General features: G+C 62.1%; 11 protein-coding genes and 3 tRNA genes. 5 read left to right on the forward strand and 9 right to left on the reverse strand.

The genetic code is table 11. The annotated features are described in order from the left end of the window. Positions 1-74 precede the first annotated feature (74 nt). On the forward strand, positions 75-1,985 hold the full coding sequence (locus FS767_RS13715; protein ID WP_058604325.1) for a potassium transporter Kup: 1,911 nt from the start codon (positions 75-77) through the stop codon (positions 1,983-1,985). A 360-nt stretch (positions 1,986-2,345) separates the two neighbouring features. On the opposite strand, the gene FS767_RS13720 is transcribed toward FS767_RS13715, so the two are convergent. From FS767_RS13720 to FS767_RS13740, 5 genes are all read right to left on the reverse strand, one after another. Then, the gene (locus FS767_RS13720; RefSeq protein ID WP_058638512.1) at positions 2,346-3,638 is read right to left on the reverse strand and encodes a virulence factor family protein; all 1,293 of its coding nucleotides are present in this window, start codon (positions 3,636-3,638) and stop codon (positions 2,346-2,348) included. After that, the gene (gene mprF, locus FS767_RS13725) at positions 3,638-6,280 is read right to left on the reverse strand and encodes a bifunctional lysylphosphatidylglycerol flippase/synthetase MprF (RefSeq protein ID WP_144966256.1); all 2,643 of its coding nucleotides are present in this window, start codon (positions 6,278-6,280) and stop codon (positions 3,638-3,640) included. Before mprF ends, FS767_RS13720 begins: the two co-directional genes overlap by 1 nt. Positions 6,281-6,541: 261 nt before the next feature. Next, a tRNA-Met gene (locus FS767_RS13730) sits at positions 6,542-6,618 on the reverse strand. A gap of 160 nt (positions 6,619-6,778) precedes the next feature. Then, a tRNA-Met gene (locus FS767_RS13735) sits at positions 6,779-6,855 on the reverse strand. A gap of 135 nt (positions 6,856-6,990) precedes the next feature. After that, positions 6,991-7,067 (reverse strand) — tRNA-Met (locus FS767_RS13740). 215 nt (positions 7,068-7,282) lie between these two features. Between FS767_RS13740 and dinB the strand changes: the two genes are divergently transcribed. Further along, complete coding sequence (gene dinB, locus FS767_RS13745) at positions 7,283-8,341, forward strand: DNA polymerase IV (protein WP_371921594.1); 1,059 nt, start codon at positions 7,283-7,285, stop codon at positions 8,339-8,341. Between the two features lie 170 nt (positions 8,342-8,511). Here dinB and FS767_RS13750 read toward each other — a convergent pair whose 3' ends face one another. From FS767_RS13750 to FS767_RS13760, 3 genes are all read right to left on the reverse strand, one after another. Beyond that, positions 8,512-9,462: a hypothetical protein gene (locus FS767_RS13750; protein WP_058604321.1), complete on the reverse strand. Its 951-nt coding sequence runs from the start codon at positions 9,460-9,462 to the stop codon at positions 8,512-8,514. 20 nt (positions 9,463-9,482) lie between these two features. Then, positions 9,483-11,198 carry a proline--tRNA ligase gene (locus FS767_RS13755; protein ID WP_100851028.1) on the reverse strand — a complete coding sequence of 572 codons (1,716 nt, stop codon included), beginning with the start codon at positions 11,196-11,198 and terminating at the stop codon, positions 9,483-9,485. Positions 11,199-11,357: 159 nt separating this feature from the next. After that, positions 11,358-12,629 carry an OprD family porin gene (locus FS767_RS13760; protein ID WP_058604319.1) on the reverse strand — a complete coding sequence of 424 codons (1,272 nt, stop codon included), beginning with the start codon at positions 12,627-12,629 and terminating at the stop codon, positions 11,358-11,360. Between the two features lie 588 nt (positions 12,630-13,217). Here FS767_RS13760 and FS767_RS13765 point away from each other — a divergent pair. Next, positions 13,218-13,649 (forward strand): HIT domain-containing protein, encoded by a 432-nt coding sequence (locus tag FS767_RS13765; RefSeq protein WP_144966260.1) that lies wholly within the window; start codon positions 13,218-13,220, stop codon positions 13,647-13,649. Continuing rightward, positions 13,639-13,845 (forward strand): SlyX family protein, encoded by a 207-nt coding sequence (locus tag FS767_RS13770; RefSeq protein WP_023536323.1) that lies wholly within the window; start codon positions 13,639-13,641, stop codon positions 13,843-13,845. The genes FS767_RS13765 and FS767_RS13770 overlap by 11 nt, the downstream gene beginning before the upstream one ends. A gap of 78 nt (positions 13,846-13,923) precedes the next feature. Here the strand turns inward: FS767_RS13770 and FS767_RS23345 are convergent, their stop codons facing one another. After that, a complete protein-coding gene (locus FS767_RS23345; protein WP_144966262.1) occupies positions 13,924-14,517 on the reverse strand; it encodes a cold shock domain-containing protein in 594 nt (197 codons plus the stop codon). 274 nt (positions 14,518-14,791) lie between these two features. On the opposite strand from FS767_RS23345, the gene FS767_RS13780 reads away from it, so the two are divergent. Further along, complete coding sequence (locus tag FS767_RS13780) at positions 14,792-15,265, forward strand: Dps family protein (RefSeq protein ID WP_023536324.1); 474 nt, start codon at positions 14,792-14,794, stop codon at positions 15,263-15,265. Positions 15,266-15,335: the final 70 nt, after the last annotated feature.

The following is a 15,335-nucleotide window of genomic DNA, read 5'->3' on the forward strand; positions in this document are numbered from 1 at the left end:
CGCCAGGCCCGGATGGGCGACCTGGCATGCACGCTGACAACAGTGGCCGTGAGGGCCTTTTGCGGGAGTGGTCGATGGTTCAGGCAAGCAGTCACGCCGAGGGCGGGCACGCAGCGAAGCAGGGGGCGACCCGATCGCTGGGCCTGCTGGTGGCGGCGGTCGGGGTGGTTTATGGCGATATCGGCACTAGTCCGCTGTATACCTTGAAAGAAGTGTTCACGGGCGGTTACGGGGTGCAGGTCAATCACGACGGTGTGCTGGGGATCCTGTCGTTGATCCTCTGGTCGCTGCTGTGGGTGGTGTCGTTCAAGTACGTGGTGTTCATCCTGCGTGCCGACAACCAGGGGGAGGGCGGCACCATGGCCCTGACCGCGCTGGCGCGGCGCGCCACGGCGGCGCATCCGCGCCTGCGGACCCTCATGGTGATCTGCGGCTTGATCGGTGCCTCGCTGTTCTATGGCGACAGCATGATCACCCCGGCCGTTTCGGTGCTCTCGGCCGTCGAGGGCCTGGGCCTGGCCTTCGATGGCATCGATCATTGGGTGGTGCCGGTGTCGCTGGTGGTGCTGGTGGCGCTGTTTCTGGTGCAGCGCCACGGCACCGAAAAGATCGGCAAGCTGTTCGGCCCGGTCATGGTCATCTGGTTCGTGGTGCTGGCCGCGCTGGGGGTTCATGGTATCGCACAGACGCCTGAAGTGCTGCGCGCCTTCAACCCCGGTTGGGCAGTCAATTTCTTCATCGTCCACCCCGGCATGGGCGTGGCCATCCTTGGCGCGGTGGTGCTGGCGCTGACCGGTGCCGAAGCCCTATACGCCGACATGGGGCATTTTGGCCGCAAGCCGATCGCACGGGCCTGGTTCGCCCTGGTGCTGCCGGCACTGGTGCTCAACTACTTTGGCCAGGGCGCCATGCTGCTGCAAAACCCCGAGGCCGCGCGCAACCCGTTCTACCTGTTGGCCCCTAGCTGGGCCTTGCTGCCGCTGGTCGGCCTTGCCACGCTGGCCACTGTCATTGCGTCGCAGGCGGTGATCTCCGGCGCCTTCTCGCTCACCCGACAGGCCATCCAGCTGGGGTACATCCCGCGCATGCACATCCAGCACACCTCCAGTGACGAGCAAGGGCAAATCTACGTGGCGGCGGTCAACTGGACGTTGATGGTGGGCGTGGTGCTGCTGGTGATCGGCTTCGAGTCCTCTGGCGCCCTGGCGGCAGCCTATGGCGTGGCCGTCACCGGGACCATGCTGATGACGACCATTCTGGTGGCGGCGGTGATGTTGTTGCTGTGGAAGTGGCCACCGGTCCTGGCCGTGCCGCTCCTGCTCGGCTTCTTGTTCGTCGATGGGCTGTTCTTTGCCGCCAACGTTCCGAAGATCGTCCAGGGTGGGGCCTTCCCTGTGCTGGCGGGCGGTGTGCTGTTCCTGCTGATGAGCACCTGGAAACGTGGCAAGCAAATTCTCGTCGAGCGTATAGACGAAGGGGCGCTGCCACTGCCGCTGTTCATCAGCAGTATCCGCATCCAGCCGCCGCATCGGGTGGAGGGCACGGCAGTGTTTCTCACCGCGCGCTCGGATGCCGTGCCCCATGCATTGCTGCACAACATGCTGCACAACCAGGTGCTGCATAGCCAGGTCGTGTTGCTGACGGTGCTCAGCGAAGATCGACCCCGCGTGCCTGAGCAGGAGCGATTCGAGGTCGAGGCCTATGGCGATGGCTTCTTCAGGGTGGTGCTGCATTTCGGCTTCATGGATGAGCCGGACGTGCCGGCGGCGCTGAAACTCTGCCACCTGGACGAGCTGGACTTCACGCCCATGCGCACCACCTACTTCCTCAGCCGCGAAACCGTGATCGCGTCCAGGCTTGAAGGCATGTCGCGCTGGCGAGGCAACCTGTTCGCGTTTTTGCTGAAGAATGCCAACGGCAATTTGAGGTTCTTCAACCTGCCGCTCAACCGGGTGATCGAGTTGGGGACTCAGGTTGAGATCTGAAACAGGGTAGGGGAGCGGCTGAGGGGATTCCCCTAGGGCCTGGTGATGTTTGCGGCGACGCGAGGATACTGGGGCTGCTGCGCAGCTCATTGCGGCCGGTCCGGCGCCCCGGCGAGGCCGCCCCTACACTGACCGCATAACGCCTGAGTCAGGAGCTTCACAGGGCTTTGTAGGAGCGGCCCTAGTGCCGCGATGGGCCGCAGCGCGGCCCCGGCAATATGCGCTGCGAAGCTGAAATCTTGGGGCTGCTGCGCAGCTTATCGCGGCATGAGGTCATGCAGGGCGCTGGGTAACCCCCGATCCGCGCTATCAGTGCCGAGCGCTCGACCTGGCCCTTGCAAACTGTGCGTCCAATAGCCCTCAGTTCTGCTCAGCCACACTCGACTTGCCCTGACGCGTCTCGATCTCATCGATCAGGCGCTTGGCCAGGGCCGGGTAGTTTTCATCGAAGTGGTGCCCGCCCGGCAGTTTCAGGCGTTCGCCCACGGCGGTCTTGTCCGTGCAACCGCTTTCGTCGCTTTCCTCTACCCCGTACACACACACCACTTTCGCAGCCGGCAGCTTGGCCATCTCAGGCCCGGTGGGTGCCTCTTGACCTTCCTTGCCTAGCCAGCCTTCGACTTCGATCTCGAAGCTGCCGCTGCGGGCAAAGGCCAGCAACATGACAGCGTCCACCCGTTGCTGGTCTTCCGCCGGCAGGCGGTTGTAGATGGCAGGCAGTACGTCTGCACCGAACGAGTACCCCGTCAGCACGAAACGCTTGGTCCCCCACTTCTGCCGGTAGTGATGCATCAGTTCGGACAGGTCGGCAGCGCTTTGCTCCGGTGTCTTGTGCTGCCAGTAGTAGCGAAGGGTATCGATGCCCACCACCGGATAGCCCAGCTTGGCCATCTCGCCGGCCACGTCGCGGTCCAGGTCGCGCCAGCCACCATCGCCGGACAAGAACAACGTAACGGTATCGGTGGTTTGACCGGCAGGTACCTCGACCACGGGGATCGCCAATGCGTTGCCATCCTGGCCCACCAAGGCCTGGGTCAGCTGTGCCTTGAGCACCTGCGGCAGGTGGATGTCATAGTCGCTGATGCTGGTTTCGGCATTGCTCTGGTCGCGCACGAAGGCCGCACTGGCATCGTCCGGGTTATCGTTCCACGCCACGCTCCAGTGGCCGTGGGGCGCGGTCTTGGGCAAGGGGGCCTGGCACCCTGGCTGCTCGACCGTAAAGCCCACGGAAATGGCCCTGGCCTTGTCGTCGTTCTGGCTGGCCAGCCAGCGCCAGGCTTGGGTGGCACCCGGGCCAATGCCGGCGACCAGGGTCGGTTTGCTCGGCAACTGCGCCAGGGCCGTGTCCATGGCTTGCTGCTGCTTGGTGCAATCACCGGCAGGCAGCACCACTTGCACCAACTGCGCTTCGGCCGCCTGGGCAAGGTCCAGCAGTTGCTTGTGGGTCAGGGCCTGGTCCTGCGGCACGCCGATCGCCACCCAGGCAGTGGGATGCACGCCTGGGGTGACGCGGGTGATGCTGGCATCGTTGATTTGAAGTTGCTCAAGCTGTGCATCAGGCGCCGGGCGCGTCCAGAACCAGAACGCCGTGGCGCCGGCCAGGGCGGCCAACAGCAGGGTCAGCAACAGGTAAAGCCAAAAGCGTCGGGTCATCAGCGTTTCACCAATCCAGTCAAGCCGCCGGCAATCAGGGCGGCAGTGTCGGCCAGCGCCACCAGCGGGTCGAGCCCGGCAGGCACGGCCATGTAGCGAGGTTCCCAGTCGGGCTGGAACTTGTCCTTGAACCGGCGCAGCCCTTGGAAGTTGTAGAGCTGCTCGCCACGGCGGAACACCATCGAGCCCAGGCGCTGGGTCAGGGGCGCACCGCGCCGTGGTTGTAGCCCCGAAAGCGGTACCATGCCCAGGCTGAAGCGGCCGTAGTCATGGCTTTTGTAATGCAGGATCAAGCCGATCATCATGAACTCCATGGTCAGCTTGGGCGCCTGCGGGTGTGCGCGCATCAGGTCGAGGCTGGCCAACTCGTTGCTGTGGGTCTCGAGCAGGTTGGCAAAGGCCACAGGTTGGCCCTGGAAGCGGATCAGGGCGATACGGAAATGTTGCAGATAATCCGGGCTGAAACGGCCCAGCGAAAAACCCTTTTCGCGAACGTTCTTGCCACTTAGCCATGCATCGGAAATTTCCTTGAGCTCAGCCAGCGGCGCATGGCCTGGCTCATGGATTTCCAGGCTCAGCCCGTCACGGCCGCCTCGATTCCACGTGTAGCGCAGGTCCTTCATCTCCTTGCCCTTGGCGTCGAGGTCGAAGCGGCGCAGGTCGACACGGGCTTCTTCACCAAGCTTCAACGCGGTCAGGCCGATATCCATGTAGAACGGCAGGTTCTCCGCACGCACCTGGTAAAACACCGGTCGGGCGTGGTGCAGGTCGCACAGGTCGCGGAACTGCCAGATCATTTCGGCACGCTCCTGGGCCGGCCCGATCGGATCGTAGAGCGCTACCAGGCTGCGACCACGGCGGGCATACATCAGGAACGCGTTGTCCCGGGGATGGAACAGCAGCGCCTTGTCGCCGGTCAGGGCCAGGCCGCCATCGGGCTGGTCGGATGCCTGCAGAATGCGATGGGCACGTTGCAATTCGGCTTCATCGGGCAGGTGGATCACCGGCGGTGCGGTGCGTAGCAGCCAGGTCAGCGCCAGCGCTGCTAGCAGCAAGGCACTGCCCATCGCCGCACGCAGCCCACGGGGGGCATCGGCGTCCAGGGTGAACTGCCACCACAGCTGATGGCTGTAGGGAACATCCTGGTAGGCGAACAACAGCAGCCACACCGAGGCGCCCACCGCGCAGGCGCTGGCCACCAGGTACACTGGCGAGAACGGCAGCTCCATCAAACGGCTGGGCCGGTAGAACGAGCGGCGGAACAAGGCCAGGAGCGCGGCCGTGAAGGTCAGCAGGCAGGCTTCCTCCCAATCGAACCCCTTGAGCAGCGAGAGCAATGCACCCACCAGCAACAGCACCGTGGTCAGCAGCCATGCGGCCGACAGGCGCCGACGCAGGCCTTGGGCCAGCAGCAGGCACAGTACGCCGATCAGGCTGGCGCCGAAGTGGGAGGCATCGATCAGCCGATGAGGGATCAGAAAGCCCATGTGCTCAAGGCGGGTATCGATCTCGGGCGTGGCGCCGGAAAACAGCAGCACCACCCCAGACAGAAATACCATGATGGCCAGGATAGGCGCTGCCAGCCCGGAGGCAGCCTTCATGGCCTGCCGCGCGAACAGCAAGCGCCGGGCTTCGTTGGCCAGCAGCAGGACGCAGGCCAGCAGAAGCGGCAGCACCACATAGATGATGCGGTACAACAGCAACGCGGCCGCCAATGGCGCAGCGCCCAATTGATCGGCGAAGGCGGCCAGCAGGATGGCCTCGAACACACCAACGCCACCCGGTACATGGCTGAGCACGCCCGCGGCCAGCGCCAGGAGGTAGACCAGTACGAAGGCACCGAACGGGGGTGCTTCGGGCAGCAGCAGGTAGAGCACGGTAGCGGCGGCGGCGACGTCCAGTGCCGTGATCAGCAGTTGCAGGCCAGTAAGCCGGGCGCCGGGCAGTCGTAGCGTACGCCGACCCAGTTGCACCAGCAGATTGTCAGGCACTGGCTGCTCGGCCAGCCGCTTGCGGTACAGGCCTACCGCCAACAGTGCGCAGGCGGCCAGGACGGCAACCGCAATGCCGGCCAGCAAGCCTTGCGGCAACCGCAGGGCAGTCGAGGCGGCGGGCAGATTGCTAAGGGTGGCCAATGCTGCGAGCGGTGGCAGTGCACAACCCAGTGAAAGGCTCGCGAAGACGGTCATGCGCGCGACCTCGCCCGCACCCACGCCTTGGCGTGCATACAGCCGGTAGCGCACCGAGCCGCCCGACAGCATGGACAGGCCGATGGCATTGCCGATGGCGAAGGCGCTGAAACCGCCCAGTATCAACGTTCGCGCAGGTAGCTTGACCCCAGCGTAGCGGCTGGCCGACCACTCGTAGCCCAGCAGAATCACGAATCCGATCACGGTCGCCAGCAGCGCGCCAAGCAGTGACTGCACCGGCACTTCGAGCATGGCATCGTGCAAGGCATAGATGTCCAGCTCGCTCAGCAGGTGGCGGCAGGCGATCAAGGCCATGGTGAACAGCACCAGCGTCACCGCCAGCCCGATCGGCTGACGATAGCGGCTTATCCGTTCAAGCAAGGGCAGGCGCTGCACGGCTCCGGGCAACGCTGTGGCCAGCGGCACCGTAGGTTCAGGGTTCTGAGCGGTCATGAATTACCCCGGGCGTCAGGCACGAGGTGAAGAAGAGGCGCGGCCAAGTGAAAGTCCCTTTGGAAAACGTATCCAATATTACTCCGGCCATGGGCGCATAACAGCCCGGCAGGGGTTAAAGATAGTTCATCCACGCAAGGGCAGCGCCAGCCGCTAATCGGGAGGGGGCGCCAAGGCATGCAGGCATCGCTTGCAAGTAAGGGAGGTAGAAACGAAAAACCCCGCGCGTATCGCTACGTGCGGGGTTTGTTCTGACGAATATGGTTGCGGGAGCCGGATTTGAACCGACGACCTTCGGGTTATGAGCCCGACGAGCTACCAGACTGCTCCATCCCGCGTCAGAGGTGCGCATTCTACAGCGAAGTGCATTGATGTCAAGTGTTTAATGAAGCGCGCGGGCAACACTCGAACAGGGCAGGGCGCACCCGTGCCAATCCTGCCGCCGTATGACAGGCAAAGAAAAAGGCCACTGCGTTAACAGTGGCCTTTTCTTGAACTTGGTTGCGGGAGCCGGATTTGAACCGACGACCTTCGGGTTATGAGCCCGACGAGCTACCAGACTGCTCCATCCCGCGTCTGTGGGGCGGATTCTACAGCTTTAGCAGGGGGTGTCAAGTGCTACTCATTGATTTACCGAGGTTTTTTACGAATTGCTTTACACACGCGCAAAGAAAAAGGCCACTGCGTTAACAGTGGCCTTTTCTTGAATCTGGTTGCGGGAGCCGGATTTGAACCGACGACCTTCGGGTTATGAGCCCGACGAGCTACCAGGCTGCTCCATCCCGCGCCTGTGAGATCGAATTCTACGGATTTCTTGCCCAGTGTCAAGCAAATAGTATGAAAAGCCCTTTTTGTTCAACCCTTTAGCCTTGCAAGGCGCGGGCAGGGGTCGTTCCCCTGAGCCGAAGACCGGCGTTGCCCAACCCACGGCCATGCTGTTTGAACACGAAACCATGCGCTATTATCTGTATGAATTTACAGTGCCTACGGTCATCCATGTCCCTGCGCAAGATCATTCACGTCGACTGCGACTGCTTTTATGCTGCCATCGAAATGCGCGACGACCCTCGTCTTGCAGGTCGCCCCATGGCAGTGGGCGGGTCGGCCGAAAGGCGTGGGGTCATCGCCACGTGCAATTATGAAGCGCGTGCCTACGGGGTGCGTTCTGCAATGTCGTCCCGTCACGCCCTCAAGTTGTGTCCGGACCTGTTGATCGTCAAGCCGCGCTTCGAGGCTTACCGTGAGGCTTCTCGAGAGATCCATGCCATCTTTCGTGACTACACCGACCTGATCGAGCCGCTGTCCTTGGACGAGGCCTACCTGGATGTCAGCGAAAGCCAATGGTATGCCGGCAGCGCTACACGCATCGCCGAGGACATCCGTCGGCGCGTGGCCCGTACCCTGCATATCACCGTCTCGGCCGGAGTGGCGCCCAACAAGTTTCTGGCCAAGATCGCCAGCGACTGGCGAAAGCCCAATGGCCTGTTCGTGATCAGGCCTGATGAAATAGAAGCGTTCGTGGCGACGCTGCCGGTCACCCGCCTGCACGGTGTGGGCAAGGTCACAGCAGACAAGCTGACCCGCCTGGGGATCGAGACCTGCTCGCAGTTGCGCGAATGGTCTCGCCTGGCGTTGGTGCGAGAGTTCGGCACCTTTGGCGAGCGGTTGTGGGGACTGGCGCGTGGTATCGATGATCGCGTGGTTCAAAACGACAGCCGGCGGCAGTCGGTCAGCGTCGAGAATACCTACGACACCGACCTGCCGGATTTGCCCAGTTGCCTGGCACGGTTGCCGGAATTGCTGCAGAGCCTGAACGAGCGCATCGAGCGGATGGACAGCACCTACCGGCCGGAAAAGCCTTTCGTCAAGGTCAAGTTCCATGACTTTACCCAGACCACCCTTGAGCAAGCAGGCGCCGGCAGGGACTTGGACAGTTACCGGCAGCTGGTGACGCAGGCGTTCGCGCGCGGTGGTAAACCTGTGCGATTGCTAGGTGTAGGGGTGAGATTGCGGGACTTGCGCGGTGCGCATGAACAGCTGGAGCTTTTCCCGCCGGTATAGCTCGCAAGGAAAGTGCTGCGGGTCACGAAAGTTGCGCTCGAAGGGACTGCTTCGGATTATATCGCCGGTAGGCCGGCTTCTATGGGGCAGGAGCGTGTAAGGCCTATTAAAGGCAGTTGCCCCGCGTTGAGCCCATCACGGGCCCAACGCAGGTCAACCACAGGCGGCCATCAATGCCCGGGATCGGCAACCAGCCGGCCAGTGGCCTTGGTCAGGGACTGCAAGAACTCCTGTTGCAACTCGGGATCGTTGCGCGTCAGCTCGATCAGGCTCTGCTCCAACTCACTGGCTTCCTCTTCAAGGCCCAGCTCGGACAGCCGCTTGACCCGGTGCACCCACTGGCTCACCTCATCATCTTCGAGGTCGTCGAAAATCAGCTCGTGAGCTTCGCGCAACTTGTTGCGCAGCGTGGCGCTGATCAACAAACTGGCGTCACCGCGCACGGCGTTGTCCTCATCGACCACTTGCAGGTGCAAGGTGCCGACATGGTTGAGGTTCTGCTCCGAGAAGGGGCTGTCGAGCAGGTTCAGGCGCAGGATGCCCGCGCGGTCGGTGGTCAGCTCATAGGTGTTCTTGCCGGCCTTGACCTCCACCAGGCGCTCGCTCCACGGCATGCTCGTGGCCTCTTCGCGCTTGGCTTTCTGCACTTCGCTGATACCTGCCAGGTTCTGCTGGGCGCGGCCGTTGGAAGGCACGTTCATGAACGGATTAAGGCCGTCCACGCCATAACTGAGCCAATCGTGGGTAATGCTCTGGGGCAGGTTGCCCAAGGCGAAGACGTTGACCACGTTGGCACCCACGCCCGCTACAACCGCCACGGCGCCCAGCGGAATCTCGTAGATTTCCCGCCAGGGTTGGTAAGGCGTGTAGCGGTCGTAATGGCGCGTCACCTCGAACTCGGTGACCTCGAAACGCTTCTGCTCATGCACGCGTACACGTCGTTGCGGCAGCTCCATCACCTTCGGCTCGCCAACGTCGATCTGCAGGGTGTGTTCGAGCAGTTTGCGCTCGACGCGCTCCTCGTGGTCGCTGCGCTGGGGCATCTGGTTGGCGCAGCCGCTGACGAGCAGGGCGCCGCACAGTGCGGCGCCCTTGAGCTTATAGGTACTTCGCTTGGACATGATCACTCGTGCATTGATTATCAGCGGCGAACGCGGGCCTGCAGGAAGGTCAGCACTTCTTCGAGTGGCAACACCTGGGCATCCTGCTCGGTACGGTGTTTGTATTCCAGGTTGCCATCGGCCAGGCTGCGATCACTGACGACGATGCGATGCGGAATGCCGATCAGCTCCATGTCGGCAAACTTGATGCCGGGGCTGGTCTTCTTGTCGCGGTCGTCGAGCAGCACTTCGTAACCTGCCGCAGTCAACTCGGCATACAGCTTGTCGGTAGCTTCGCGAACCACGTCGGTTTCATAGCGCAGGGGTACCAGGGCAATCTGGAAGGGCGCCAGGGCGTCGTTCCAGATGATGCCTTTCTCATCGTGGTTCTGCTCGATGGCAGCCGCTACCACGCGGGACACGCCGATGCCATAGCAGCCCATGGACAGCATGACCGGCTTGCCGTTTTCGCCCAGAACCTGGCACTTGAGGGCTTCGCTGTACTTGGTACCCAGCTGGAAGATGTGACCTACCTCGATGCCACGCTTGATTACCAGGGTACCCTGGCCATCCGGGCTCGGGTCGCCTTCGACCACGTTGCGCAGGTCGGCCACCTGCGGCACTGGCAAGTCACGCTCCCAGTTCACGCCGAAATAGTGCTTGTCGTCGATATTGGCACCGATACCGAAGTCGCTCATCAGGGCGACCGAACGGTCGATCACGCACTCGAGCGGCAGGTTCAGCGGGCCCAGCGAGCCTGCCCCAGCACCGATGGCCTCGCGCAGTTCGGCATCGGTGGCCATGACCAGGGGGTCGGCCACCTGTTCCAGCTTGGCGGCCTTGATTTCGTTGAGCTCGTGATCGCCGCGCACGATCAGGGCGACCAGCTTGCCTTCCTCGGCGCCGCGTACGATCAAGGTCTTGACGGTCTTTTCGATCGGCAGACCGAAGTTTTCGACCAGCTGGGCGATGGTCTTGGCATCGGGCGTATCGACCAGGCGCAGCTCTTCGGTTGGGGCAGGGCGCACGGTTTCGCGCGGCACGGCCTCGGCCTTTTCGATGTTGGCAGCATAGTCGGAGCTATCGCTGAAGATCACATCGTCCTCACCGGACTGGGCCAGGACGTGGAATTCATGGGAGTAGCTGCCACCAATGGAACCGGTGTCGGCCTGCACCGGACGGAAATCCAGCCCCAGGCGGGTGAACACATTGGTGTACGCCTGGTGCATGCGGTCATAGGTTTCCTGGAGGGAAGCCTGGTCGGCATGGAAGGAGTAGGCGTCCTTCATGATGAACTCGCGGCCACGCATCAGGCCGAAGCGCGGGCGGATTTCATCGCGGAATTTGGTTTGGATCTGGTACATGTTCAACGGCAGCTGCTTGTAGCTCGACAGCTCGTTGCGCGCCAGGTCGGTGATGACCTCTTCGTGGGTTGGGCCCACGCAGAAATCGCGCTGATGCCGGTCCTTGACCCTCAGCAGCTCGGGACCGTACTGCTCCCAGCGGCCGGACTCCTGCCACAGTTCGGCAGGCTGGATGCTGGGCATGAGCACTTCCAGGGCGCCGGCGGCGTTCATTTCCTCGCGCACCACGTTCTCGACCTTGCGCATTACCCGCAGGCCCATCGGCAGCCAGGTGTATAGGCCCGAAGCCAGTTTGCGGATCATGCCGGCACGCAGCATGAGCTGATGGCTGATGACCACTGCGTCGGCAGGGGTTTCTTTTTGGGTGGCGAGCAAATATTGACTGGTGCGCATGGTTAGCCGTGTCGATTGCCTAAGACGTTGAAATAGCCCCGCATTGTACGGGGGTGAAGCCAAGGCGTACAGGATGCCCCAGGGCGTCCTGCTTGTCAGCCAAGAAAAAGCCCGGCACGGTCGCCGGGCTTTTCAGGTGCGAAGCGTTGCAAGCCAGGCTTACAGGATGCTCAGCGGGTACTCCACGATCAGGCGCAGCTCGTCCAGCGATGGGGAGCCGTAGTAGACGCCATCGGAAGAACGGTAGGTGGCTTGACGAACGCGGAAGCTCAGGTCCTTGGCAGGGCCCTCTTGCATCACGTACTTGATGTCGATGTCGCGTTCCCATTCCTTGCCGTTGCTGGTGGTGCCGGTGTCGGCGCCGCTGCCACGCACGTAGCGGGTCATGAAGCTCAGGCCTGGAATGCCGTACTCGGCGAAGTTCAGGTCGTAGCGAGCCTGCCAGGACTTCTCGCCTTCGGCGTTGAAGTCGGAACGGGCCACGGAGTTGGCCAGGAACACGGTGCCGCCACCGTCGACGCCGTAGCCATAGTCGCCGTCGCCGGTCACTTTCTGGTAGGCCAGGGTGAAGGTGTGGGCGCCGATGTTGTACGCACCGGACAGGCTGAACGCACGGTTGTCGAGCTTGGTCACGCCGTCTTTTTCGGCGCGTTGCAGGCCTTGGCCGTCGCTCTTGGTGTCATAGAAGTTGAAGTCGAACACCAGGCCTTGCTTGTCCGACAGCGGCAGCGCCCAGTTGACGTTGGCGTAGTATTTGCGCCAGTAGTCTTCGACCTTGGAGTAGTACAGGCTGGTGGACAGGCTGTCGGTGAAGGCATAGGTGCCGCCGAATACGTCGGCTTCTTTCAGGCGCAGGCTGTCACGGTTGGTCTGTTCCTGACCGGTCAGGCTGGTGAAGCGACCCGCGTGCAGGGTCAGGCCCTTGATGTCGTTGCTGGTCAGCAACGCGCCCTGGGCGATTTCCGGCAGCAGGCGGCTGTCGTCGGTGGCGAACACTGGCAGGGCAGTGAACTGGTCGCCGACTTTCAGCACGGTGTCGGAAATACGGAATTTAACCGCGCCGCCACCCTTGGAGTAGTCATCCTGTGCACGGCCGTCCGAGCCGTTCGGGAACAGGCCGGTGCCAGCACGGCCCTTGCCGCTGTCCAGTTTCAGGCCGAGCATGCCAATGGCGTCGATACCCACGCCCACGGTGCCCTGGGTGAAGCCCGACTCATAAGTGCCCACGAAGCCGAGGCCGGTTTCTTCACGGCGGCTCTGGCCGCCTTCGTTGTTGCGGAAATCACGGCTGAAATACAGCATGCGAGTTTTGACGCTCAGCTTGCTGTCTTCAATGAAACCTTTGGACTCATCCTGCGAAGAGGCCAGTGCCATCTGCGAGGACCCCGCCGAAACGGCCAGGGCGATCATGCTCCACTTCATCACGCGCATCGTGACTTGCTCCTTTGGTTTTTTTAGGAAGAGTACCGCTGCATCCAGGTGTTCTAGTTATAGGGTGCAGCTCTTTCTTGTTATGTCGGCGAAAATGTATAGCACGCTGAAGGTCGTTGGCGATACGGCGTAAAGCACTCTTGATGGAACTTTTTGGTCGTGTCGCTGTCGGGCAATTCAGCGTCGCATCCGAGGGTGGTGACGCCCGGTGTGCAGGTGTTTCAGAGAGCATGCCGACTTGGGGTGAAGGCAATGCAACAAGCGTGCTCAACTTGGGCTGGCATTGATGAATTTTTCACAAAATTTTCAGGAATCCGTTTTTAACCGCCGTAAACACGGGGGTTGGTCGGACTGCACCTCAAGCCTGCCCGGCCGGGCTATTCAGTTGGCTAGCTTGCTATCAAAGTCAATGTGTTACCGCAACATGTTGATGCGGTGTCAATTGTGGTGGGCCACGGAGTCAGTCGACGTGGCGAAGCACCTTATTGGTGCGAAAAGTAGCGCTGTGTTACCGCAATTGCGCAAGGTATCCTTGCTGCCGTTTTTTACCGCCACCGTGCGGGTCGCTTTGCCTGAAGGAGGTACGCCGTGTTCGTTCTTGATCCACGCTTGCAGCAGGACACATGGGTGCTGGGCGATTTCGCCCTGTGCCAGTTGCTGCTGAGCCGAGATGCCAACTACCCCTGGTTCATCCTGGTGCCCCGCCGTGCCCAGGTCAGCGAACTGTTCGACCTGAGCCTGGATGACCAGCACCTGCTCTGGCAGGAAACCACGCAGCTTGCCGAGGCGCTCAAGCGCAGCTACGGGGCTGACAAGATGAACGTGGCGACGTTGGGCAATGTGGTCAGCCAAATGCACATGCACGTGATCGTTCGCCAGCACGGTGATGTGGCCTGGCCTGCACCGGTCTGGGGCAAATGCCCGGCCGTGGCCTATACCGACGCACAAGTACAGGCGATACGCGCCCGCGTGCGAAATCTGCACCTCGAAGGTTTCCAGGAGGCCGCCGATGTCGCTTGAGCCGAGAATGATCGAGCTGGAAACGCGCCAGGCATTCCAGGACGACACCCTGCAGGCGCTCAATGATGTGGTGGTCGAGCAAGGGCGCGTGATCGAGCGGCTGCAGTTGCAGATGGCCGAGTTGATCAAACGTTACGAAGAGATGGCAGGTCAGTATGGCAGCGAGGGTGAAGAGGCGCCGCCGCCTCACTATTGATCATGTGGTCGTCAGGCCTGTCGCACCCGTGGGCGAAGCGACAGGCCTGGTTTCAACGTGTTGAAGCCTGCTCGCCTGTCAGCGGCGCGTGACGGGGACCACATCCTCGGCCTGCAGGCCCTTGTCGCGGTGCATGACCGAGAACTCGACGCGTTGACCCTCTACCAGGATGCGATGGCCCTCGCCGCGGATGGCGCGAAAGTGCACGAAGATGTCATCGCCTGAGTCCCTGGAAATGAACCCGAACCCCTTGGACGTATTGAACCACTTGACCGTGCCCATATCTCGGTTGCCGGCCTCCGTCAGTGGCTGTTGGCTGCTGCGTACCTTGCGCGTGCCCTGGGCAAAGCCTGCGCCCAGGTGCAGGGCCACGGCCAGAGCGGCGCACACCAGCGCCGCCAGGTTGCCAAGCTCCGGTCGAGCCAGCACGGTAAGGGTCTGCAGCACCACGGCCACCACCAGCAGGGCGCAGGCCAGGTATTGCAACTGCTGCCTGGCACCTCGGTAGTACAGCGGCAGGACAGGCGCCAGGATCAGGTTGAGCAAGCCGAACAGGGCCAGGTAGACCGCGTCGGGTTGTTGCAGGAAAGGCGTTGCCTCGGTTTTAAGGCTGGGTATGAACGCTAGCAGCAAGGCTGCCGCGCCTGTCACCAGGTGGACGATCTTGAACATGGGATTGGCTCACATTGATTGAAGCTGATCACGGGAAGAGCTGACGGCCCGGTGCGCATGAAGTGTTGGCGCGAACACGTGGCCTTCAGCCTATGCATTCGGCAATTGCAGTCCGCACGAATGGCACGCTGCCTATTTAACCGTAAACCTGCAGGCTACTCAAACTGCACCCGGCGCCCTGTGCGTGCGGCCACCTGACAGAGGCGCGGCGCTCAGAGTGTTGCTAAAGTGGTCGGCACCCGCTTGGGTTTCACGTTTTCCGAAGGGGAGCATCATGGCAATCGATATCGGCATCAGTGAAGAAGATCGCAAGTCCATCGTCGATGGGCTTTCCCGCCTGCTTTCAGATACCTACGTGCTGTATCTGAAAACCCACAACTTCCATTGGAACGTCACCGGGCCCTCGTTCCGTACCCTGCACCTGATGTTCGAGGAGCAGTACAACGAGCTGGCGCTGGCGGTGGACGCCATTGCCGAGCGCATCCGCGCCCTGGGGTTCCCGGCGCCTGGGTCCTATGCGTTCTACGCCAAGCACTCTTCGATCAAGGAAGAGGAGGGGGTTCCCCCGGCCGACGAGATGATCCGGCAACTGGTGCAAGGGCAGGAGGCGGTAGTGCGCACCGCCCGCAGTATCTTCCCGGCGGTGGACAAGGTCAGCGATGAGCCCACCGCCGATCTGCTCACCCAGCGCATGCAGGTCCACGAAAAGACCGCCTGGATGCTGCGCGTGTTGCTCGACGAGAAATAGCCGGGTCGTGCCGGCAGGCCTGCCCAGGGTGGCTGGGCCGGCCTGCCGGTTTCTGTGCGGGAAGGGTTTG

The organism is Pseudomonas sp. DE0010, from assembly GCF_007680745.1.
GTDB lineage: Bacteria > Pseudomonadota > Gammaproteobacteria > Pseudomonadales > Pseudomonadaceae > Aquipseudomonas > Aquipseudomonas parafulva_B.